At 66.1% G+C, this 23,019-nt stretch carries 13 protein-coding genes and 1 pseudogene; 12 read left to right on the top strand and 2 right to left on the bottom strand.

Annotated elements, in window-relative coordinates; genetic code table 11:
• The first annotated feature begins 7 nt into the window (after positions 1-7).
• Both Acy02nite_RS00070 and Acy02nite_RS00065 read left to right on the top strand, forming a co-directional pair.
• Positions 8-11,752: a LamG-like jellyroll fold domain-containing protein gene (locus tag Acy02nite_RS00070; RefSeq protein ID WP_203737217.1), complete on the top strand. Its 11,745-nt coding sequence runs from the start codon at positions 8-10 to the stop codon at positions 11,750-11,752.
• Positions 11,737-12,399: a hypothetical protein gene (locus Acy02nite_RS00065; RefSeq protein WP_203737215.1), complete on the top strand. Its 663-nt coding sequence runs from the start codon at positions 11,737-11,739 to the stop codon at positions 12,397-12,399. Before Acy02nite_RS00070 ends, Acy02nite_RS00065 begins: the two co-directional genes overlap by 16 nt.
• A 637-nt stretch (positions 12,400-13,036) precedes the next feature.
• Here Acy02nite_RS00065 and Acy02nite_RS00060 read toward each other — a convergent pair.
• Positions 13,037-13,597, bottom strand: coding sequence for a GntR family transcriptional regulator (locus Acy02nite_RS00060; protein WP_203737212.1), 561 nt, complete (start codon positions 13,595-13,597; stop codon positions 13,037-13,039).
• A gap of 157 nt (positions 13,598-13,754) precedes the next feature.
• Between Acy02nite_RS00060 and Acy02nite_RS00055 the strand changes: the two genes are divergently transcribed.
• From Acy02nite_RS00055 to Acy02nite_RS00010, 10 genes are all read left to right on the top strand, one after another.
• Positions 13,755-14,078: a hypothetical protein gene (locus Acy02nite_RS00055; protein WP_203737210.1), complete on the top strand. Its 324-nt coding sequence runs from the start codon at positions 13,755-13,757 to the stop codon at positions 14,076-14,078.
• A 26-nt stretch (positions 14,079-14,104) separates the two neighbouring features.
• Positions 14,105-15,436, top strand: coding sequence for an FtsK/SpoIIIE domain-containing protein (locus Acy02nite_RS00050; protein ID WP_203737550.1), 1,332 nt, complete (start codon positions 14,105-14,107; stop codon positions 15,434-15,436).
• A gap of 94 nt (positions 15,437-15,530) precedes the next feature.
• Entirely contained in the window at positions 15,531-16,856 is a 1,326-nt protein-coding gene (locus Acy02nite_RS00045; RefSeq protein ID WP_203737548.1) for a replication initiator, read from the top strand.
• Entirely contained in the window at positions 16,853-17,041 is a 189-nt protein-coding gene (locus tag Acy02nite_RS00040; RefSeq protein ID WP_203737209.1) for a helix-turn-helix domain-containing protein, read from the top strand. Before Acy02nite_RS00045 ends, Acy02nite_RS00040 begins: the two co-directional genes overlap by 4 nt.
• Positions 17,031-18,302, top strand: a complete 1,272-nt coding sequence (locus tag Acy02nite_RS00035; protein WP_203737207.1) for a tyrosine-type recombinase/integrase — start codon at positions 17,031-17,033, stop codon at positions 18,300-18,302. The genes Acy02nite_RS00040 and Acy02nite_RS00035 overlap by 11 nt, the downstream gene beginning before the upstream one ends.
• A 233-nt stretch (positions 18,303-18,535) precedes the next feature.
• Positions 18,536-19,717, top strand: a complete 1,182-nt coding sequence (locus Acy02nite_RS00030) for a helix-turn-helix domain-containing protein (RefSeq protein ID WP_203737205.1) — start codon at positions 18,536-18,538, stop codon at positions 19,715-19,717.
• Between the two features lie 229 nt (positions 19,718-19,946).
• Positions 19,947-20,297: a hypothetical protein gene (locus Acy02nite_RS00025; protein ID WP_239173978.1), complete on the top strand. Its 351-nt coding sequence runs from the start codon at positions 19,947-19,949 to the stop codon at positions 20,295-20,297.
• Positions 20,291-20,830, top strand: coding sequence for a hypothetical protein (locus tag Acy02nite_RS00020; RefSeq protein ID WP_203737203.1), 540 nt, complete (start codon positions 20,291-20,293; stop codon positions 20,828-20,830). Before Acy02nite_RS00025 ends, Acy02nite_RS00020 begins: the two co-directional genes overlap by 7 nt.
• An 878-nt stretch (positions 20,831-21,708) precedes the next feature.
• A complete protein-coding gene (locus Acy02nite_RS00015; RefSeq protein ID WP_203737201.1) occupies positions 21,709-22,197 on the top strand; it encodes a DUF3990 domain-containing protein in 489 nt (162 codons plus the stop codon).
• Between the two features lies 1 nt (position 22,198).
• The gene (locus tag Acy02nite_RS00010; RefSeq protein ID WP_203737199.1) at positions 22,199-22,417 is read left to right on the top strand and encodes a hypothetical protein; all 219 of its coding nucleotides are present in this window, start codon (positions 22,199-22,201) and stop codon (positions 22,415-22,417) included.
• 195 nt (positions 22,418-22,612) lie between these two features.
• On the opposite strand, the pseudogene Acy02nite_RS00005 reads toward Acy02nite_RS00010, so the two are convergent.
• Positions 22,613-23,019, bottom strand: a pseudogene (locus Acy02nite_RS00005) (phosphoesterase); the annotation flags it as partial.

Here is a 23,019-nt window from a genome sequence, read left to right as displayed (position 1 = left end):
GCTTGCCTTGGGTCTGTCGGCAGGCGTGCCACCGGACGTCGTTCCCGAGCATGGCGGGTGGCCGATCTCGGGTCTGCTCTCTGCCCTGCGGCAGACGCCGGCGCTGGCAGCGGTCGCCGGACTGCCCAAGCAGGAGCGCGGCCACGCGACAAGCGACGTCGACCACTACGTGCCGACCGGTAAAACGCAGGCCAACGGTGGCGTGGGTTCGGCGCCCGGCCGCGGCAAGGGCATCGTCGACCCGGAGCAGCCGGACAAGCCGGTGCAGAAGGCCGGTGTCACGCCGAAGAAGCCCGGTGACGAGAACAGCTTCGACAAGCGGACCAGCAAGCGGCTGCCCAAGCGGTCGGCGGCGAACTATGACGAGTACGAGAACGAGGACGGTTCGTTCACCCGGGTGTTCTCCGGGGAGCGGACCAACTTCAAGGCCTCGGACGGCTCGTACCAGCCGATCGATACGAACCTGACCAAGCAGGGTGACCGGCTGGAGGCCGGCGCGAACTCGATCGACGTCTCGCTGGGCGCGGCCGGCGCCGACACCACCCCGTCCGCCGCACGTAAGGCAGCGAACGCCGCCGCGCCGTCGGCCTCGCCGTCTGCGTCCGCTTCCCCGTCTGCGTCTGCCTCCAGAGCTGCTTCGGTCGCACCTTCCGCGGCTGCGCCTTCCGCGGCTGCGTCGCAGGGCACGCGTGTCGAGTCGGCTGATGATGCGCTGGCGAAGGTTACGACAGCGTCGGGTTACTCCATGGCGTACGACCTGGCCGGTGCCGCCGCGGTGCCCGCGGAGGTGGACGGCTCGTCCGCGACGTACCGCGACATCCTGCCGGGAACCGACCTGGAGGTGCGGGCCACCAACACTGGTGCCAAGGAGACGCTGATCCTGGAGTCGCCGGCGGCCGGTAATGAGTGGGTGTTCCCGCTCAAGTTGCAGGGCCTGACGGCGAAGAAGCAGAGCGACGGCTCGGTGGGCCTGGTGGCCGCGGACGGCAAGGTCGCCATGTGGATTCCGCCGGGCTTCATGCAGGACTCGAAGGTGGACCCGCAGTCGGGCGCGCCGGCTGAGTCCAGCGCGGTCGAGTACAAGCTGATCACCGTTGACGGTGGGCCGGCGCTGAAGGTGACGGCGGACGCGGCGTGGCTCAACGACCCGGCGCGGCAGTACCCGGTGCGGATCGACCCGAGCATCGAAACGGACGATACCGGTGATGTGTTCACCGACAACAGTTCGGCGACCACCGGGCACAACCACGGCGACAACCTGCCGGTCGGTACCTGGGACGGTGGCACCACCATCTCCCGGTCGTTCATACGGTTCGGCAGCTTCGACAACGACGGCATGGTCGGCACGCAGATCAAGTCGGCCAAGCTGTTCATGTTCCACACCTGGTCGTACAACTGTGGCGATCACAAGCCGGTCTACGTCCGGCGCGTCACCAGCAACTGGAGCATCGCCGATATCGTGGCGAAGAAGGGCGTTCTCGAATCCGGGCCCAGCTACTCGGCCCCGATCGCCGAGTGGGTGATCGGCGACAACAACCCGGCATGCGGCAACTCCGGCAGTGACCGGGGCAAGGGCGCGATGCGGTCGGTGTCGCTGCCGACGCAGACGTTCAACGGCTGGTCGACCGGCACGATGGGCAACTTCGGTCTGGCGCTGACCGCCTCGGAGAGCGACTCGACGGCGTTCAAGCGGTTCACCTCGGCCTACTACGGCGGCTACGAGACCGACCCGCGGCTGGAGGTGACCTACGACTTCAACACCGAGCCGCAGGTCAACGCGCAGTACCCGGCGTATGGGGCTAGTGCGGCGACGTTGACGCCGGAGTTGGTCGCGGACGCGGTCGACCCGGACAACTGGCCCAAGACGCTGCAGTACAACTTCTTCGTCTACGACGCGGATCAGAAGACCCAGCTGGCCACCTCGGGGTGGCAGACGAAGAAGTCCTGGACGGTGCCGGCGGGCACGTTCACCTGGAACGACTCCTATTACTGGACGGTCCAGGTCGGCGACGGTCTGACCGACAATGGCCAATACCTGGTCAAGAATCTGCTGACGACGCCGGTTCCGCAGCCGTCGATCACGTCGGCGTTGTCGCAGAATGCCGGTCAGGGGTTCGACCCGGTGATCGGTAACTACACGACCGCCGCACGAGACGCGATGGTCAACACCATCGGGCCGCCGCTGGAGATCAGCCGGCAGTACAACAGCAGCGACCCGCGTATCGGGCAGGGCTTCGGCGCGGGCTGGTCCAGCATCACCGACGTCAAGGCCACCGAGAAGCCTGTCACCACGAACGGCGCGCAGCGGCTCAACACCGTCGTGGTGACCTACCCGACCGGCCGTGAACTGGCCTTCGGCCGTAACAACGACGGCAGTTACATGTCACCGGCCGGCCAGGCTGCCACGTTCACCGAAGCGTCGGTCGACGGCAAGCGTGTCTACCGGCTGACCGAAAAGGACGGCACCACCTACGAGTTCAAACAGCTCCTGGCAGGTTCGCCGGAATTCCCGGTGGCCTCGATCAAGGACGTGTCCGGGCGCACGCAGACGTTCACCTACACCGACGGCCGGCTCACCAGGATCACCTCGGCGTCCGGACGGGCCCTGACCCTGTCCTGGACGGGAACATCTCTCAAACACGTCGGCTCGGTCTCCACCGACGCGGCCACGCCGGGCGATGCGAGCACGGTGAGCACCTGGACGTATGAGTACGCCGGAGACGCGCTGACGAAGGTGTGTCCGCCGACGAGCTCGGGTGACTGCCACACGTACCAGTACAACGCCACCGGTTCGCTGTATCCGTCCGCGATGGTCAACGCGCGGCCGCATTCGTACTGGCGGCTGAACGAGAGCACCGGTACCAAGGCGACCAGTTCGATGCTGGAGAACGCCGGCGCCGACGTCGGCAACTACAGCGGGGTGGCCCTGGGCCAGCCCGGCCCGCTGTCCGGTACGACCTCGACCGCTGCCGGGTTCGACGGTTCCTCCTCGCAGCTGCAGATCCCGGCGAATCTCGCCGCCGACGGCGCGAACCAGGCGATCAGCATGTGGTTCAAGGCGCCCACCGGCGGCGGCGACGGCGTGCTGTACAGCCAGTCGCTGGAACCGGCGGCCTCGACCGCGACGACCACCAACCGTGCGTACAACCCGACGCTGTACCTCGGCTCCGACGGCCAGCTGATGGGCGGCTTCGCCAAGGCCCCGAGACTGGGGTCCTCGCTCGGCACCCTGACCGCCGTCGGCCAGGGGCAGTGCATCACCGTGCCGGGCGATGTCTCGACGAACGGCACCCGCCTGCAACTGATGAAGTGCGGCAACACCGCGAACCAGATGTTCACCTGGACCACCAGCCGGCAATTGCAGGTCACCACCGGCGGCGTGGTCAAGTGCGTGGACATCCAGGACCAGGAGGGCATCAACGGCGCGGACCTGCTCATCAACAGCTGTGCCTCCACGGCGGGCAGCCAGCGGTGGGACGTGCAGACCGACGGTCAGATCGTCAACGAATCCTCCGGCCTGTGCATGGACTCGATCGGCGACGGCACGCAGAGCGGCGCCATGATGCACATCTGGGCGTGCGGCAGGACCCGGCCCAGCGACCAGCTGTTCCTGCCCCGCGTCCACACCCCGATGGCGGCGACCGCCACGGTCAACGGTGCGGCCTCGCCGGTCAAGGTGAACGACAACGCCTGGCACCACGTGGTGCTGTCCGCCTCCGGTAACCGGCAGGACCTCTACCTCGACGGCAAGTCCGTCGCGTTCGAGACCGGTGTGAGCGTGCAGGACATGACCCCGGCCTCCGCGTTCATCGGCAAGGGCTTCCTCGGCGGCGGCTGGCCCAACCAGTCGCACAACGGCGCCTACGGCAACACCGGCACCCGGGACTACTTCACCGGCACCATCGCCGACGTGGCCCTGTTCGACACCCCCGTCGAAGGCCAACTGGCAGCCGACCTGTACGGCACCCGCAACCCGGTCAACCTGCTGACGAAGGTGGCCCGACCCTCCGGCAACGCCACCGCGGAGGTCTCCTACGACCCGATCACCAGCCGGGTCAGCAAGGTGGTGGACGGCAACGGCGAGACCTGGACGCCGGAGAAGCCTGCCCTTGCCGGCTCGACCAAGATCTACGAAAGCGCCGTGCTCGGTGGTGCGCCGACCAACTACTGGCGGATGGCCGAGTCCGGGGTGACCCAGGCGGTCAACCAGGTCAACGGCGGTACCGCGACCTACAACACAGTCGGCCTCGGCGCAGCCGACAGCCCCTTCGGCGCCGAACACGGCAAAGCGGCCGTGTTCAACGGCACCAGCTCGTACGTCACCCTGCCCTCAGATGTGGCACCGGCCGGGAACAGCTCGGTCTCGATATGGTTCAACACGACGAGCACCAGCGACGTTCTCGTGGGCAAGAGGGACACCAGCTCGCTTGACGCCCCGACGATGTGGGTCGGCTCCGACGGCAAGCTGCGCGCGCTGTCAGCCACGACGACACCCACAGGCCCGATCAACGCGATCGGTGTCCCTGGCAAGTGTGTCGACGTCGACCATGGCGGCACCACGAACGGGACACCGATCCAGCTTTTCACCTGCAACGGCTCCGCCCCGCAGAACTGGACGCTGGTGCCGGCATCGACGAGCAACGAATCGGTCTACATCAAGGCCCTCGGCAAGTGCATGACGGCGTCGGGCAGTGCGACGACCAGCGGTACGAAGGTGGTGCTCGCGGGTTGCGAGGGCCTCGCGTCGCAGACCTGGTCGCCGAGCGCCGGTGGCTTGCGCAACGGCTTCACCGACGTGTGTCTGGACAACCCGCAGGGATCCACCAAGGACGGCACTGGCCTGCAGCTTTGGACCTGCAACGCGAGCCCTCCGCAGATGTGGTCCCCGTCGCTGGAAAGCAAGGCAGCGGTCAACGACGGCAAATGGCACCACGCGGTCCTGACCACCAACGGCCTCACCCAGACGCTGTACGTCGACGGCGCCAAGGCCCAGTCGTCGACCGGCCCCGCCCGCATGACCCCCGACGCGTCGGCGGCGTACACCCTCGGCACCGGATACGTCGATGGTGCCGACGGCCGGATCGGCCGGAGCGGCAGCTTCTTCCAATTGGATCCGGACACCACCAGCTACTTCAAGGGCACCCTCGGCGAGGTCGCGTTCTACGCCTCCGAGATCGACGCGACCCAGGCGCAGTACCAGTTCAAGGCCCGCGACGCGGTCAAGGCGGCACCGTCGGGTCAGATCAACTACGTCGTCACCGGGCCGAACGATCCGACGACCGGGCAGCCGGCGAAGACCACGACGATCAACGATCTGACGTACGGCCGCAAGGCCGCGGAGATCGACGCGCTGGGTAACACGACGCGGTTCGGCTACAGCGGCAAGGGCAACCTGCGCACGGTCACCGACCCCAACGGCAACATGACCATCAACGAGTACGACGTACGCGGCAACGTCGTGACGGTCACGACCTGTCAGGATAGGTCGGAGAAGAACTGCTCGACCTCGTACTCGCTGTATTACCCGGACGCCACGACGGCCAAGCCGGCGCCGAACATCCGCAACGACAGGTTGATCGAGCTGCGCGGCGCCGGTTCGTCCTCGGCCAGTGACAACACGTACCTGACCAAGTACGAGTACGACGACCAGGGCAATCGGGTCAGCGAGACCGACCCGCTGGGTCGCCGCACGACGATCACCTACACCGATGGCACCACGCGCGGTGGTTTCCAGGGCGGGACGGCTCCGGCGGGTCTGCCGTGGCGGGTGGTCAAGCCCGGCGGTGGTATGCAGACGATCCTGTACTACGCGAACGGTGACGTCGCGGAGACGACCGATCCGGCCGGCGAGGTCACGCGGTACGAGTACGACGGCCTCGGCCGTACGGTCGCCGAGATCGATGTCGTCAAGGGCGCGCCCGCGGCGAAAGTGAAGTACACCCACGACGGCCTGGACCGGGTGGTCACGGTGGAGGACGCGGCGATCACCAACGCGGTGACCGGCGCGGTGCATACACCGGTGACGACCCTGTCGTACAACATCGACGGGCAGTTGACCGCCGAGACAGTGTCGGATGCGACCGGTGGTGACGCATCGCGGACGGTGAAGTATGGCTATGACAGCCATGGCCGGCGGACCTCGGAGACCGATGAGCTCGGGAACAAGACTGAGATCGGGTACGACTCCTACGGTCAGGTGAACCGGCAGACGCACGCCGACGGCTCCACGGTCATCACCAACTACGACGCGCTCGGCAACGAGGTGTCGACTGTCGTCAAGAACTTCACCGGCGACCCTGACTCGCCCTCCGCGGCACGTGATCTCAAGGTCCGGCAGCTGTCGTACGACCCGGCCGGTCGGCTGGCGTCCGAGACCGATGCCATGGGTTGGGTCAACGAGTTCGAGTACACCGACAACAACCTGCTGGTGTCGGTGACGCGCACCAACGGCTGCGACCCGAAGAAGATGTCGGGCTGCACCAAGCAGTCGTTTGTGCTGGAGAGCAATACGTACGACCTCGCGGGCAACGTCGTCACGCAGATCACCAACAACGGCCGTACGAAGACGACCCGGGCGTACGACGCCCTGGGCCGCAACACGTCCGCGACCCTCGAAGTGACGGAGGAGGGCGAGAGCACCACCAAGCGCACGACGACGTACACGTACTCGGCCGAGGACGAGCTGCTGAGCACGACGCTCAGCGACGGCACGAATGTGATCACCTCGGCTGCCAGCACGTACGACCGGGCCGGCCGGGTCCGGCAGCAGACCGGTTACAACTCCGCGGGCGTCACCCCGAACCTGCGGTGGAAGCTGGACGAGAAGTCCGGGACCACGACTGCCGACGCGGCCGCCAACAACCGCGGAACCCTGGCTACCGGCGTCACTTGGTCCGATGAGCGTGGAGGTGCGGCTGCCTTCGCCGGTGGCAAGTCCGGCACGATCTCCGGGCAGGCTCCGGTGGACACGCTGCAGCCGTACACCCTGAGCGCCTGGGTAAAGCTGGACAACAAGGAGGCCGACCGGTATGTCGCGTCCTTGCCCGGCGACATCGGCAGCTCCGCGCTGAAGGTCTACTTCGAGAAAGATACGTCGTCGTGGCGTCTGGCCATGGCGGTACGTGACGCCAACGGCGAGACCAGCTGGCCGAGCAGTGCCAGCACCTACACCGACGGATCGGCGACCACCGGAGAGTGGACGCACCTGGCGGTCACGGTCACGCCGAACGCCGCGGTGGGCGCCACCAACACCGCCCAGCTGTATGTGAACGGCGCGGTCAAGGCGGCCCTGTCAACAACCAAGCAGTTCAACAACCAGGCGACCGGCCTGCTCGTCGGTGGGCAGGACGAGACCAGCGGAATCTTCGCCGGTCAGATCGACGACGTGCAGGCGTACCAGAAAGCGTTGTCCGCGGCGGAGATCGCCCAGCTGCAGAGCGGTGCGCTCCCGGCGTCCGGCACCGCGGTCAACCGGACCAGCTTCAGCCTGGACAGCGACGGGTCGGTCACCTCGGTGACCGACCCGAAGGGGGAGATCACCTACGTCGCGAATGACGCGGTGGGTCGCGCCGTGCAGACCACCAGTCCCGAGATCACCGCGGTCACCGGTGAGGACGCCGCGAAGCGGATGCACGCGATCACCCTCACCGGGTTCAACACCTTCGGCGAGGTCACCGAGCAGCAGGATCCCCACGGCAACGTCTCGATCAATCGGTACGACGGCGTCGGCCAGCTGGTGGAGCAGCAGCTGCCGGCGTACACGATGCCCGACGGGAAAACGGTCCTGCGGCCGAAGATCACCGCCGAGTACAACAATGTCGGTCAGGTCACCTCCAGCACCGACCAGCTGGAAGCCGTCACCCGCTACACCTACGATCAGCTCGGCCGCACCACCAAGATCGTCACCCCGGACGGGCATCCGACCCGGTACCGGTACGACGACAACGGTGAACTGATCTCGCACACCGACCCCAACGGTGCGCAGGCCACCTCCACCACCGACTACCTGGGCCGCACGATCACCGCGACCGAGGCGGTCCGGCAGGCGGGTACGGGCTATACCACCGAGTACAAATACGATGACAGCCCGTGGCCGACGAGTGTGAAGTCGGCCGGGGGGCTGGTCACCAGCCTGAAATACAACAGCGTCGGCGAGCAGACCGTGGTGACCGACGCCGCGCGTGGCGTGACCAGAACGAAGTACGACGGTGCCGGACGTCCGGTCAAGGTGACCGCGCCGGACGGCAGCTACACCACGGGCACCTACGACATGCTCGGCCGGACGGTCGCCTCCTCCAAGTACGCGGCCGTCACCGGTGAGCTGCTGAGCACCCAGACCCAGCGGTACGACATCACCGGCAACGTGCTGGCCCAGAGCAACGCGTTCAACCCGGCGGTCGCCGCGAACACCGATCTGCCGGGCAGCAAGCACGAGACGACCTTCGAGTACGACGAGGTCGGACAGCTGATCAAGCAGCGTGAGCCGATCAGCGCGTCCGACGCGATCGAGTCGACGTTCGGCTACGACGAGGGCGGCCGGCAGACCCGCTTCACCGACGGCCGTAACAACCGGTTCGTCACGACGTACAACTCATGGGGTCTGCCGGAGAAGCAGATCGAGCCGGCCACCGCCAGCACCCCGGGCGCACCCGACCGAACCTTCACGATGACCTACGACGCCGCCGGCCGGGCGGTCCGCCTGGATTCACCGGGCGGGGTGAGCACGACGTCGGAGTACGACGTGATGGGCCGCCTGACCAAGAGCCAGGGCAGCGGTGCTCAGGTCGAGACGAAGGATCGTTCCTTCACCTACGACCTGACCGGGCGGGTGACCTCGTTCACCGGCGCCGCAGGGAAGAACACCGTCGAGTACGACGACCGCGGCCTGGTCACGAAGATCGACGGGATCTCCGGCAACTCGACCTACACCTACAACCCGGACGGCGCACTGACCAGCCGCACCGACGGCGCGGGAACGACGACCTATACGTACGACCCTGCCACGGGTCGCCCGTCAAGGGTCGACAACGACACCGCCGGTGTGCACATGGGTTACAGCTACGACTCGATGTCCCGGGTGGAGCACATCGCCTACAGCGGTAACACGAGATCGTTCACCTACAACAAGTACGGCCAGCTGGAATCCGACGAGGTCAAGACCCCCGCGGGCGCCACCGTCGGGAAGATCGCCTACGGGTTCGATCTCGACGGCAACATGACCAGCAAGACGACGACCGGCTTCAACGGGTCGTCGACCAACACCTACAAGTACGACTGGGCGAACCGGCTCACCCAGTGGGACAACGGCGTCACCCCGACGATCTACGCCTACGACAAGTCCGGCAACCGGGTCCAGGCCGGAAGCAAGACCTTCGAATACGACGAGCGCAACCAGCTCACCCGGGAGAATTCCACCGGCACCGCCTACCAGTACTCACCGCGCGGGACCCTGACCTCCACCGTCACGAACGGGGTGGAGACCAAGACCGTCACCGATGCCTTCAACCAGGTCATCTCGCAGGGGACGAAGAACGGTGGGACCTCCACCTACTCTTACGATGGTCTGGGCCGGCTGATCCTGCCGAATCTGACCTACACCGGCCTCGGCAACGACGTCGCGGCCGACGGCAGCACCGTCTACGTCCGGGATGTCGGCGACGACCTGGTCGGTGTCGCATCCGGCAGCAATCAGCGGTACGCCTGGACCGACCTGCACACCGATGTGGTCGGCGAGTTCAGCGCCACCGGCGCCACGTTGTCCGGTTCGGTGTCCTACGACCCGTGGGGCAAGATCCTGGCGAGCGGCGGCATGATCGGCAAGCTCGGCTACCAGCAGGAGTGGACCGACCAGGGCACCGGCAAGGTCAACATGCTGTCGCGCTGGTACGACCCGGAGACCGGCGCGTTCGACACCCGCGACACTGCGAACAACGACCCGACCTCGGGCACTGGGGCGGCGAACAGGTTCGCCTACGCCGAGGGCAACCCGATGACCAACACCGACCCGAGCGGTGAGGGCGTCGGCGGCAAGTGCGGCAAGTACGACTACGCCTGCGAGGTGCAGAAGTACCAGGCCGCCCTCCAGGTCTACAACACCGCCATGGAGGTCCGCGAACGCGGCATCAAGGCGGTCGGCGCGGACATCGTCGCCCAGGAGGCCGAGTACGTCCGGGCGCTGCGCGAGAGCAACACCAGCCTGCTCGACATCCTGCTGCAGGTCGGTGTCGGGATGCTGCTCGACATGATCGGCTACAACTCGGTGGTCGGTTGTCTGGGCGGCAGCATCATGGACTGTGTCGACCTGGCGTTGAGCGCTGTCGGCCCGATCAAAGCGCTGAAGATCGGCAGAACACTCTTCAAGTCCGCTGAGCGGGCGTTCTCGGGTTACCGCATGTGGAAGCGCATCGTCGAAGGTGCGCGCACGGTGATGCGCCGGGCGCAGGACCTGGTGAATGCGGCCCGCAAGAAGCTCGGCGACCTGATGAACAAGGTCCCGAAGAAGCCGAAGCCGCCGAAGAAGAAGCCGAAGCCGCCGGCCAAGAAGAAGCCCAAGCCGAAGCCGAAGCCGGAGAAGAAGCCGGCGCCGTCGAAGCCTGCGAAGAAGCCGAAGCCGGAGAAGGCTCCGAAGAAGCAGGACAAGCCGAACAAGAGCAAGCCCCAGAAGACGAAGCCGAAGTCCGCGAACAAGTCCGAGCCCAGCAAGAGCAAGAAGAAGCAGTCGTCGTCGCGCCAGGAGGACGATGACGACAACGATTCGGACGGCGGCGGCAACGAGACCGGCGGGGAGTCCTGCCCGATCCCGCAGCCGCAGGAGAAGGATGAGACGCACAGCTTCGATCCGTCGACGCTGGTGCTCATGGCCGATGGCACGACACGGCCGATCTCCGAGGTCAACATCGGTGACTCGGTCCTGACCAAGGACCCGGCCACCGGCGAGATCAGCCCACGTGAGGTCACGCTGCTGCACTCCAACCGCGACCTGGACCTGACCGACGTCACGGTCTCGGCGAAGCCGGCCGACGCCGTCACGGGGACCGAGACCGAGGTCGAGGGCAAGGGTGGTCGTAGCACTCGAGGACCCACCGATGGGACGGTCCTCAAGACGACGGCGCACCATCCCTTCTGGGACGCGACGACGGAGAAGTGGGTCGACGCCGCGGACCTAGTGCCGGGTAAGTCGACGCTGGTTGGCCCGGACGGCGAGATCCAGTACGTCACCGGCGTCCGCAACTTCGCCGGCGCGGCGGTCATGCGCGACCTCACCGTCGCGGACATCCACACGTACTATGTGATCGCCGGTGCAACGCCGGTACTAGTTCACAACAACAACAACGGTCTGCCATATGATGCATGCCCGGTCATGTATTCGGTTAACAAACTGCGGCACGGTGCCTACGGAGAGGATGAGACTCGTGCTGATTTGGAGGCCGGTGGATACACTCATATCACCGATGAGGTCACGTTCACGGACAGGAACGGAAACCCATTCAGGGCGGACTTCATCGCGAAGGATCCAGCTGGGAACTGGATTGCCATAGAGACCAAGACCAGCGGAGGCGGTGCCTCTGGCCGCCTCGCGGGACCTGATGTGGTGTCCAAGATGGGCATAGATCAGGTTACCGGATATTACGATCTTGTACATGGCGGGCTGACCTTATCGACGGATAAGCTATCCCAATACGGTTTCAGTCACGGGGCCAAATTCACCGTCTCGAACTTTGGAAAGAGCAGCAAACTATGTCCGCATTGTTAGGTTCATTGCTTCAGTCTGAGCTGACGCAGCGACTCTCGGCAGAGGGCTGGCGGCTGGATCCTGTTGCCCGCGAGCCGCGATATTCGCACGGCGTGGGTGACGTGTTCTGGCAATTTGGTTTGAACGCATCAGGAGACGGGCCGGTTTCGTTTTCACCCGCTGTAGGTGCTCGTCATCCAGAGACGAGCCGGCTTTATGTGAAGTTTCAGGGTCTGCCCCCGGAGCCTGAAGTATCCTTCGGCGTCTGTTCGGTCGGCCAGGGACTTGCCGACCTCGTTCGATGGGAAGGGCAGGGAGTCGCTGTTCCGCACCGCTGGAGACTTCACGAAGAATCCGACGTTGCACGCGTCGCAGAGGTCATGGTCTCGGACCTGCTTGGTGCCGGGTTGCGCTTCCTGTCGACCTTGAGCAGCGCCGCCGACATTTTTTTGCGTTTAGAGAGCGATCAGTCCAGGTATCAGGCTCTTAATGGACACTTAGCCATCGTCGCAGCCCTTCTTGGCCACCAAGAGTCGGCCCTTTCGGCCTTGCGTTCTTATGCTGCGGAGGCTGATCGCCAGCAAGATCCTGCTCGATCGTGCACTTGGAACTTCATCTCTTCGTATGTAGGTCATTTTGGAATTGGTGACGATCTGATTTCCGGATGATCATATTCCGGGGGAATTGCAAAGTCGAGGCTGATTGCGCGAACGATTCCTTTCCGCTCAGTGTTGAGCGATTGCCGAACTTCTCCAATTTTTTGTGCGTGATGACCTTAGTATCGACGAAATGCCGGCCGAGTTCTTTGAGCTAATCTGGAATGCTGCCGATCCTGGTGCGGCCGGAATAGAGAAGACATGGCGAAGTCATTCAAACGTTGATTCGTCCGACGATCCGAGGTGTGAGTCTGGAACCGGGCAGCTGAAAGTATTTCGGCTTAGCTCTCGGACTTGCCAATGGTTTTGTGGCGGGAGTTATTGACTGTAGGCCGTGGAGTCGTGGTTGTGCATCTCGGTTGCTGTCACGGCTGATGTCAGTCGATCAAGTAAATTTACATGCATCGATTGATTCGGGTGGCCTGCTCCCAGGTTGGTGGTTCGGTGCGGGCGTTATGATCACCGCGGGCTTCCGTTGATCGATCGGCTGCTGGCTCGATGGCGGGCGTGCGCGCGTGGCCGTAGGCCTTGAGCGCGTGCGCGCGGCCCGGCTTCGGCCGGGCCGCTTCTTGATCCTGTATGGCTTTTCTTAGCCAATCGACCCGTTCGCGGAGCGCTCGCGTGATCGCGGCTCCTGGCGAGCTGGGCGTTACGGGCGCGGCTTGCGGGTGCGGCGCGGCTTCGCCGCCTCGGTGGGCGGCTCGGTGGTCGCGGGTTCGATGCCGGCGTTGGCCTCGTATTTGGCGATGTCGTCGTCGAGGCTGTGGTGGGCGGCCTTGAGGTCCGCGAGTTCCTGGGTGGCGGCGTTCATCGCGTGCAGGTCTTTGGCGAGCATGGCGTCGACGATGCGTCCGGCGATCTCGTTTTGGCGGAGCAGGAACTCGGCGACGCGCCGGTTGAGGTCGGGGTCGTCGGCCATGGCGGGAGTGCCGCCGTGGTCGGGGACGGGTTTGCCGTCGGTGCCGGCGCGTTCGCGGGCGAGTGGGTGCACGAAGGTGCCCTTGCCGACGACGGCGTAGGTGAGCCCGAGGTGTTGCAGCTCGCGTAGCGCCCGCTGGGCCGTCATCGAGGCGACACCGTAGTTATCGGCCATCTTGCGTGCGGTGGGCAGCGCGTCGCCGGCCTTGAGTGTGCCGGTGCGGATCTGGTCCACGACGTCGTCGACTACCCGTTGGAACAGGGCGCGTTTGTCATCGGCGTCGTGTGGCATGTGCTGATCGTAGCCATCTCGTCCTGTATGGGCTACACGTGCTTCCCAACATTCATCGATCGGTACCCCTTGACTTCGCTCAGATTGTCACGTGAAGCTTAGGGAGCCTAGTAACCATGCCGTCGTGGTGTGGTGGGCTCGTCTCAAGGAGTTCGACATGTTGGTACTGCCGATCGATGGCAGTCGGGCGTTGCTGGTTCTGGCCGCGCCCGCACCGCAGTACAAGGACCGGGCCGCCGGGATCGTGGCGACGGACCGGGCCACGGGCGCTCCGCTGGTGGAGGTGCCGGTGTCGCTGACCGTGGAGGGTGGGCAGCCGCAGTTGTTGCGGGTGTCGGTGCCGCAACCGGCGGTGCCCAAGGAGTTGGCGGCGGGTCAGATGGTCCGCGCGTCGCAGTTGGTGTTCGTGTCGGGGGAGAAGAACGGCCGGACCTGGCAAATATTCCGGGCCGCGTCGTTGACGGCGGTGAAGCCTGGATGATCCGGCCACCCGATCCCGACCTGATGATGGCCGTCCCGGCCGTGGTACTCGCCGCTGCCGGGCTGGCTGTTCTGATCTGGCTGACAGCGCATCTGGTGCGCTATGCGGCCACCGCCCGTTCGTTGCGTCCGGTGCTGCGCCGGGCGTGGCGGATCAAATACACGTGGAAACGTACCGCCTGCCGGGTCGGGTTGGTGCAGACCGAGCGATCCCGGCCGCCGTGGTGGTCCTCGCGCCCGGCCACGACCGTGGTGACCCGCGAGTTGGTGCCACCGATCACCGTCACGGTGGAACGGTGGGGTGTGCGGGTGGACGCCGCGACCATCGGCCGTCTCGGCATCGACGAGTTCCAGAACGCCGCCGGTCACCTCGCCGACGCGTGGCGCGTCGGTCACGTCCGTGTAGAGCAGCCGCGACCCGGTCTGGTCCGGCTGCGGGCGCTGCTCACCGATCCCCTCACCCAGCACGCGGCCTGGATCAACGATGACGCCGCCGGTCCAGAGGTGTGGCTGGCCGGTATCGACGCCGACGGGCAGCCGGTGTCCATCCGCAGTTCCGGCGTCTCCGGCGTGGTCGTCGCCGGGCTGGCCGGCTACGGCAAGACCTCGTTCATCAACGCCCGGTTCTGCCAGCTCGCTCGATCGTCGGCGGTGCAGTTTGTGCTGATCGACGGTAAGGGCGGCCCGGACTACGACGACCTGTTCGTCCGCGCCTGGCTGCACGCCAAGGACGACCCGCAACAGGTCCGCGACCACCTCGCCCAGGTCCGAGAGCTGTTGATCGTCCGGCAGCGGTCCATTCGTGCCGTGCTGGGGGTGAAGAACGTGTGGCACGTCGGCCCGTCGCAGGCGTGGCCGCTGGTCGTGGTGGTGATCGATGAGGCCCACACGTTCCTCAACGAGACCAAGGGCAACGACGCCGACTCCAAACGCCTCGACGCTCTCGCGAGAGAGACGGCGCGGCTGGTGGAGGAACTGATCCGCAAGGGCCGCAACGTCGGCATTCAGGTCGTCCTGGCGACGCAGAAGGCGACCGGTGACGCCATCCCGACGAAGATCCGCGACAACTGCCAGGTCGCGGTGTCGTTCGCGCAACGCACCAGCGAAGCGGCCACGGCAGTGCTCGGCTCGGACATCACGTCTGCGCCGGACGAGCATCCACGCCGCTTGCAGGACCCGGCCTACGTCGGAGTGGCGTCGATGGTCGCCGAGGGGCGGCCCGGCTTCACCCTCGTGCGCTGCCCGTACGTGCCGGACGCGACCGCCGATGCGATCGCCTGCCAGACGTCGCATTTGGTGCGCGATCCGCTCGCCCTGCTGCCGGTGGGGGAGGAGGTGGTGCAGGATGCCTCGGCCTGAGCGTCGTCGACGGCGGCAGCGGCCCATTCCGCCAAGAACAACATCGCTGCCACCGCCTGTTGAGACCCCCAACCAGAAGTCGAAGGCCGGTCCGATCGTCGCACCCGTCACACCGCCTGTCGACTTCGGCGCGCTGACCCGCATCGGTGCCGCGTCGGAGATACAGCGCCGTGCCGGGGCGTGCACTCGGCCGGTTTTCATGGCTGGTAGTCGCCTGCTGATCGAGGCGGACACCGGCCGTGTCCTCGACCATGCCGAAGGGCAACGGGTCGGGGTGCGGTGCCGGAATCGGCGGGCGGCGGTATGCCCGTCGTGTGCCGGGCTGTATCGGCTGGACGCCTTCCACCTGTTCGCCGCCGGGCTACGCGGCGGCAAGAACACCCCGGCGGAGGTCGCCGGCCATCCTCGACTCTTCGTCACGTTGACCGCGCCGTCATGCGGCCCGGTCCACCTCGGCCCCGGCCACGGCGGCGCGCTGCGTCGGTGCCATCCGCGGCGTGGCTGCGGTCGCTGGCATCCGGCCGGTGACCCGGCAGTCGGTGCCGCTCTCGATCCGGCGGGCTACGACTACGCCGGGCAGGTGCTGTTCAACGCCTACGCGGGGCAGTTGTGGGCGCGGTTCACCATCGACGTGCGCCGTCACCTCGCCGCCACAGCAGGATTGACTCGCACGGCGGCGGCCCGGCAGGTCCGGGTGGTGTTCGCCAAAGTCACCGAGTTTCAGGCCCGTGGCGTGGTCCACACCCACGCCATCGTCCGCCTCGACGGATCGGCCGGACCTGGTACACCCGCGCCGAACTGGGCAAGTGTGCGACGGCTGGAGACAGCGATCCGGCGCGCCGCCACCACAGTCCAGGTCACCACACCCAGCACGCGACGGGTGTCGGCACGGACGTTGCGCTGGGGAACGCAGATCGACGTCCGGCGCATCGGCGCGGGCGGGCGGCTGCCGGACGTCGCGGTGGCCGGGTATGTCGCCAAGTACGCCACCAAGGCGACCGAGAAGGCCGGAATCGACATCCGGCCGCTGCACTGCCGCACCTGCGACGGCAACGGCGTGATCAGTGGACTCCTGTGCCGCGCGTGTTCCGGCTCCGGTCGACGGCGGGGTACCGCTGCCGCCCTCGACCGCTTGAGCCCGCACGTGCGTGCCCTGGTCGACACCTGCTGGCGGCTCGGCGGACAACCCGAATACGCCGGGCTGCGGCTGCGTCGCTGGGCGCACCAGCTCGGCTTCCGCGGCCACTTCGCCAGTAAATCGCTGACCTACTCCACCACCTTCGCCGCGCTGCGCGCCGAACGCCGCGCCTGGCACCGCAGCGGCCAGGCCACCCGCCTCGGGCTCGCCAATACCCCGTTGCTGGCCGTCGGCGACTGGCGCTACACCGGCAGGGACACGGATCGGCGGTGGCCGGTGTGAGCGTCGATCTGTTCACCGTCGACGACGTGATGGCCCGCCTCCAGATCGGCCGGCACACCGTCTACCAGCTCATCCGTTCCCGGAGGCTCCACTCGGTACGGATCGGCCGCTGCCGACGCATCCCCGCAACCGCACTCGCCACCTACCTCGACACGCTGAGCAAGGAGGCCGACGATGGCCGGTAACAGAAGGGCCAACGGCGAAGGCACCATCTTCCAGCGCGCCGACGGCCGCTGGTGCGGGGCTGGCTACGTCCTCGCCGCCGACGGCACCCGCAAACGCATCTACGTCTACGGCACCACCCGCCGCGACGCAGCCGACAAACTCGCCACGAAACTCGCCGACTCCAACCGCGGCCTGGTCGTCGCGGCTGATCCGAATCTGACCGTCGACGACTACCTGACCGCGTGGTTGACCGGGGTCGCTCGGCATCGGCTCCGCGCGACGACATACGTCACCTACGAGACGCTGATACGGAGGTTCCTCATCCCCGGCCTCGGCAACCGGCGGCTGGCCACGCTCACGGTCCGCGACGTGCGCACCTTCCTCGACCGGCTACCGAAGGTGTGCCAGTGCTGCGCCTGGGGCTGGGACGCCAAACGCGACCCCGAGCATCGGGTCAAGGCCCGGCGGCCACGCTGCTGCGCCATCGGCAACTGCTGCGCCAAGAACGTCAGCCCGAACACGGTCCGCTACGTGCGGGCGGTGCTGTCCACAGCCCTGGCCGACGGCGTCCGCGAAGACATCCTCGGCCGCAACGTCGCCTCCGCCGTGCGGCTGCCCACACCGCGCAGCGACTTCCAACCCTTCACCCTCGGCGAATCGCGCCGCTACCTGCTCGCTGCCGCCTACCACCGGCACGGGCCACTGTTCGAACTCGCCCTGCGCACCGGGCTACGCCGTGGGGAACTCCTCGGCCTGCGTTGGGACGACATCGACCTCGACGCCGGACACCTCCACGTCCGGCGCACCCTCGCCCGCACCCGCGGCGGAGCAACATTCCAGCCGGTCAAGACCCACCGCTCCGCCCGGCGCATCGTGCTCCCGCGCGACTGCATCACCGCGCTGCGCCGCTACCGCACCCGTCAGGACATCGACCGCCGCGCTGCCGCCGACGACTGGACCGAACGAGGACTCGTGTTCACCAACACGGTCGGTGGACCACTCGACCCGGCCACCGTGCACCGCCACCACCAGACGATTTGCGAGCTTGCCGACGTCCGCTACATCCGCTTCCACGACCTCCGCCACACCTGCGCCAGCCTTCTGCTGGAACAGGGCGTCGAACTGGTCACCATCAAGGACCTGCTCGGCCACGCCCAGATCCACACCACCGCCGACATTTACTCCCACGTACGGCTCCGCACCCAACGGACCGCCATCGAGACCATCGGCGACGCACTCAACGCCGACGACGACACCGATGAAGGCGAAAAGGAGACATGACAGCAACAGGGCCGCTCCGCCACAACACGCGCGGAGCGGCCCTGTCACATCAGCCGGTAGGACCCCTGGACATCGATGGTCTAGGGTGGGGAAGACCGGGTTCCTCCCGTACCCGCCAAGGCCTTGCGGCCTGTGCAACTACGGCCACGGTCTTCCCCGGACGGCTCCAGCCGGTTCGGCTCTGACTCGTTCCCGCTGGGCCTGCACCCAGCATCACCGGTCAAGGGATCGCCATGGAAGACCAACCCCGTCTACTGCCGTCTACACCCGGCAACGACCTCGGCGCCCAACTGCGCGCCGCCCGGTTGAACGCCGGCCACAGCCTCGCCGCCATGGCCGCGCTCACCCACTTCAGCAAGCCCTACCTCGGCCACATCGAAACCGGCCGCCGCCTCGCCACCCCGGACGTCATCGACCGCTACGAACAGGTCCTCGGCGTCCCCATCGGCGTCCCACTCGACCCGGTCCGCGTCACCCACGAATGGCTCCTCAACCAGCCACCACTGACCGAACGGCTCCACGCCGGACGACGCATCGGCGCAGACACCGTACGCGCGCTGGAAGACCGCGTGATCGAGTTGAGGCACCTCGACGACACCGTCGGCAGCCGCCACCTGCTACCGCTGGTGCGCGCCGAGCTCGTCGACGCCGCCCAGCTCGCCCGTGAGGGCGTCTACCCGGCTCGGCTCGGCGTCCGGCTTCTCACCGCGGTAGGCGAGCTGTCCCAACTCGGAGGGTGGATCGCCAGCGACGCCGGCCACTACCGCCACGCCCAACAGCTCTACCTCTCCGGAGTGACCGCCGCCCAGGACGCCGGCGACCGCGCGCTCGGCGCCCAGCTGTTGTCCAGCCTCGCCTACCAGATCACCAACATCGGGAGCCGCGAAGACGGCCTACTCATCGCCCGGTCCGCCGGCACCGCCGCGGACGACGCCACCCCCGTAGTACGCGCGCTGCTGCTGGAACGCCTCGCCTGGGCTGCCGCCCGCTGCCACGACGCCGACACCACCCGCCGCGCCCTCGACGCGGTTGACGGCGCCTACGAACAGCGCTCACCCGGCATCGCCGAACCCGAATGGGTGTACTGGCTCGACCGCAACGAGATCGACGTCATGGCCGCCCGCTGCCACATCCAACTCGGCACCCCGGCCGCAGCCGAACCCCTGCTACGCCGTGCGCTGTCCGGCTACGACCACAGCCACGCCCGCGAAACCGCCCTCTACCAAACCTGGCTCGCCGAAGGCCACGCCCGCACCGGCAACATCGACGCCGCCCGCGACACCCTAGAGCGCATCGACACCACCGCCGTCGACGAAGGCTCCGTCCGACTACACCGCCGAATCACCGCCGTCGAACACCTGATCGGCCGCCGACACGGTGGCGATACGGAAGCCGCAGACTTGCCGCCCAAGTAGGTAGACCGCCGTCGGCGTACGCCCCCGTTGCTGTCAGCACTGCTGTCAATGCGGCCTTCGACCGCCGCCGACATGCTCTCGTGATCTGTGAAACTCCAGCTCAGCGCGGCTATAGACATGGCTGCCCGACCGTAGCCATCGCGAATACGCCCACACGTACTATGTGCTCGCGGGCACCAAACCCGTCCTCGTACACAACAACGATTGCCCCGAGATCTTCTACCGGGCCATGAGCGAGAAAGAGTTCAAGCAGCTTGGGCCCAACGGCGAGATTACCGTCAAGGGAACCGAGAACTTCGTCACGCAATCGCGCTCATACCTCGAAGGACTTCGGAGTCGGGTCGGAGGCCGTGGTGGCCGAAATGCCGACAAGTACACTGCTCTTGTCCGCTTTGAGATGGCTCCCGGAACGCGCGACGCGCTGATCGCGGCAGGAAAGAAACCAGAAGAAATCGGGCAAGATATCAACGCTGTTCACCTCAAAATGGAGCGCGGGTCGGAGACCTTCGGTCTCAGGCCGGGATCCGTAGACGTCTTCAACTCGATGATAAAGGGATTTCGAAGGATGGATGATTGGTGATGCCGTCGGGCGAAACGGTCGTCGACGTGGTGGATTCCTTGCTCGGGGGATTCATTACGCCAGAGAGGGCTGCGGAAATAGAAACCAAGTTCCCGATCGTGGCCGATTCCATCGTCGGCTGGATCAGGGACTCCGCCGCTGCTCAGAACTGGTCCAGAGTGGAACGGCTCGCCAATCTGGCCGCTCGAATTCGGCCGCTCGGGCTTGGCGATGTCTTACGCGAACTCCTTGACGCAGATATCGCCGAACTCAACAATGAGGATGTGGTGGACATCCTGGGCGAGATTCGCGAAGCGGGTGCCGCCGACAGTATTTTCAGAGTCGTGGAGCGATCGGCGGAATCGGACGCCCCTGCTTATTGGCTTTGCCAGAAGGCCATCCTGTCATTGAGTGATCTTGAAACAGATGAGGCAAATGGATACTTGCTTACGCTGACGCGCCCTTCTTGGCCTGGACCTATCCGGTGGCATGCCGCCGTCGCTCTTCAGATTGAAGACGACCTAGGTTTTGAGGAAGACCGAATGCTGGGGTAATGGAGCCATTGTCGGCGCGGGTGAGTCGCAGTTGTCAGGCATCTGCTACATCGGTGGTACGGCTGTTGACCACCAGCAATCGGTGCCTTGCTCAGGCGGTCAGGCAAGTGCAGGCCGTTACATTGGGTGACGGCGGCCCTCCAGTTGTGGCTAGAAGGGCGCGGTTGCCCGTCTGGGTTGCCGTCACGGTTGCCGTCACCTTGCGACACAAATAGACGAACTGCAATGTCTGGGTCGAAGCCAGATCTCGCGGGGAGAACGCGTGCTTGGTGATTGGGATTGAGCCTCGGGCAAGGTGGGCGTGCGCGCGGGGCCGTAGGCCTTGAGCGCGTGCGCGCGGCCCGGCTTCGGCCGGGCCGCTCTTGATTATGTAGAGCAAATTTGGACCAGCTCGCTCCCGTAGCTGCGCTGTGTCGGTGCTCGGTGCTCGGTGCTCGGTGCTCTGGCGGGCTTGATGGCGGCTGGGTGGCGCGGTGGCGGGGCGGGTGCCGTGAGGTGCCTGCCCGGTGGTGTCGGCGGCTACGGGGCCGTAGTGGTCTCCGGGGTCAAGGGACGCCCGTAGGGCGGTCGCAGGGCGACGCGTAGCGCCCTTGAGGCCGGAGGGGCGGTCCTCGTACGCTCGCGCCGCCCGTAGACCCTCGTTCGCGGCCTGGGTCGGTGTTCGAGGGGAGGGTGGCGACGACGTCCCATGGGCGACCTGCCGAGCCCTTCGAAGTGCGGCGGCGTGCGCTGGCGTCTGTCCGGGTTGCCGTCACCGTTGCCGTCAACCAGGTCCTCAGCCGATGGCCGACACGGTTCCGATCGATGAAAGTCCAGGTCAACGACATGCCGTCGTAGGTCACACTCCGTGCCGGTCGTGAACATGCCACACGTACTATGTGCTCGCCGGCACCAAGCCGGTCCTCGTGCACAACTGCGGTGACGACGATGACGTAATCACCCTGTATCACGGAACGACTAAGGGTGGCGCCGAGAACATTCGCAAGAATGGCATCGATCCGACCTACGCTGATCCCGACAAGGACTTTGGCCAAGGCTTCTACACCACGACAAGCCGGTCTCAAGCGGAAAGTTGGGCGAGAGGCCGGTACGGTAAAAACGGCGAGGTCATGCAGTTCCAGGTGAAATTGTCAGATCTCGTGGGAACGAAGGGCAAAGTTTTCCCCAATTCGGGTGGTCCTGAGTATGAGAAATTTGTTCGCGGCCAGCGGACAGGGTCGGATCCGATGCATGGCTATGATTGGGTGGAGGGTCCGATGGTCACCAATGTTGGACCGTTCAAGAAGGGTGCCAAGGCCAAACTCTGGGGACAGCAGTGGTCCTTCCATAGCAAAGCTGCGGCCGCTGCCCTGAAGCTGGTCAGTTGATATGCCTCATCGCTTCGAGTTCTTCTTTCCCGTCAGTGACGAGATGGTGGAATTCGTTACCGAAGTGGTCCTCGACATGTCACGTATTTTTGAGATTCCCGTTGCCGAGGCGTTGAACATAGTAAATCTGCATTGGGAGTCACTCGAAGTGGGTGACGACCGCCTGCTCGGGCATGAGGAGACCGAATTCTGGGCCAGAACAATCTATGAGCAGCATTAGGTGGTTTTTTCGGATGGGTTGACGACGTCTACGCGCAGGGCGTCCGGCGTCGTCCGCCCGGCCCGATTCTGCTCCCGCGGCGAGCCTCTTCCGAGCCTTCGACACAGCGTCGGACGTTACGGGCCTTGAAGAGATAGCCCGTCGGCCCCTGGTGGGGCCGGCGGGCAATCCGCGTCTCTGTGGATTCGGCGTCGACTATCCGGCGATGAGTGGTGACGAGGTTCGTCTGAGGGTGATGCGGTCGATCTCGGTGTAGGGCTTGCCCGTGCCGGGCAGGGCGCCCGCCAGCGTCCGCACCGTGAGCGTCGTCTCCCCACCCGCCCGGTTCGGTGGCACGACGTCGACGGCGATGAACGCGTACCCGTCGTAGCGGACCTGCGACCACTCCACCGCCTCCGGCACCCGCAGCCCGGTCGGCGCGCCTTTGCCCTTCTTCGGCTTGTTCTTCTCCTTGGCCCAGAAGTAGCTGTTGGCCACGGCCGTGGAGGTGTTCTCCTTGCCGCTCGGCTTGTGGCCGCGAAAACGCTGACCTTCGGGCAGCTTCTGCTCGCCTTTCGGCGTGACGCCGGTCGGCGCCGGGGCCAGGGTGCCGGGCGCCGGGC

This window comes from Actinoplanes cyaneus (assembly GCF_016862095.1).
GTDB classification, from domain to species: Bacteria; Actinomycetota; Actinomycetes; order Mycobacteriales; family Micromonosporaceae; genus Actinoplanes; species Actinoplanes cyaneus.
This window is presented reverse-complemented; position numbering and strand designations above follow the sequence as displayed.

What these genes read in the sequence shown, in the direction of transcription:
- Acy02nite_RS00065 (WP_203737215.1), top strand. Translation starts at nt 11,737, where the DNA reads ATGTCCGCATTGTTAGGTTCATTGCTTCAGTCTGAGCTGACGCAGCGA.
- Acy02nite_RS00060 (WP_203737212.1), bottom strand. Translation starts at nt 13,597, where the DNA reads ATGCCACACGACGCCGATGACAAACGCGCCCTGTTCCAACGGGTAGTC.
- Acy02nite_RS00055 (WP_203737210.1), top strand. Translation starts at nt 13,755, where the DNA reads ATGTTGGTACTGCCGATCGATGGCAGTCGGGCGTTGCTGGTTCTGGCC.
- Acy02nite_RS00050 (WP_203737550.1), top strand. Translation starts at nt 14,105, where the DNA reads ATGGCCGTCCCGGCCGTGGTACTCGCCGCTGCCGGGCTGGCTGTTCTG.
- Acy02nite_RS00035 (WP_203737207.1), top strand. Translation starts at nt 17,031, where the DNA reads ATGGCCGGTAACAGAAGGGCCAACGGCGAAGGCACCATCTTCCAGCGC.
- Acy02nite_RS00030 (WP_203737205.1), top strand. Translation starts at nt 18,536, where the DNA reads ATGGAAGACCAACCCCGTCTACTGCCGTCTACACCCGGCAACGACCTC.
- Acy02nite_RS00025 (WP_239173978.1), top strand. Translation starts at nt 19,947, where the DNA reads ATGAGCGAGAAAGAGTTCAAGCAGCTTGGGCCCAACGGCGAGATTACC.
- Acy02nite_RS00010 (WP_203737199.1), top strand. Translation starts at nt 22,199, where the DNA reads ATGCCTCATCGCTTCGAGTTCTTCTTTCCCGTCAGTGACGAGATGGTG.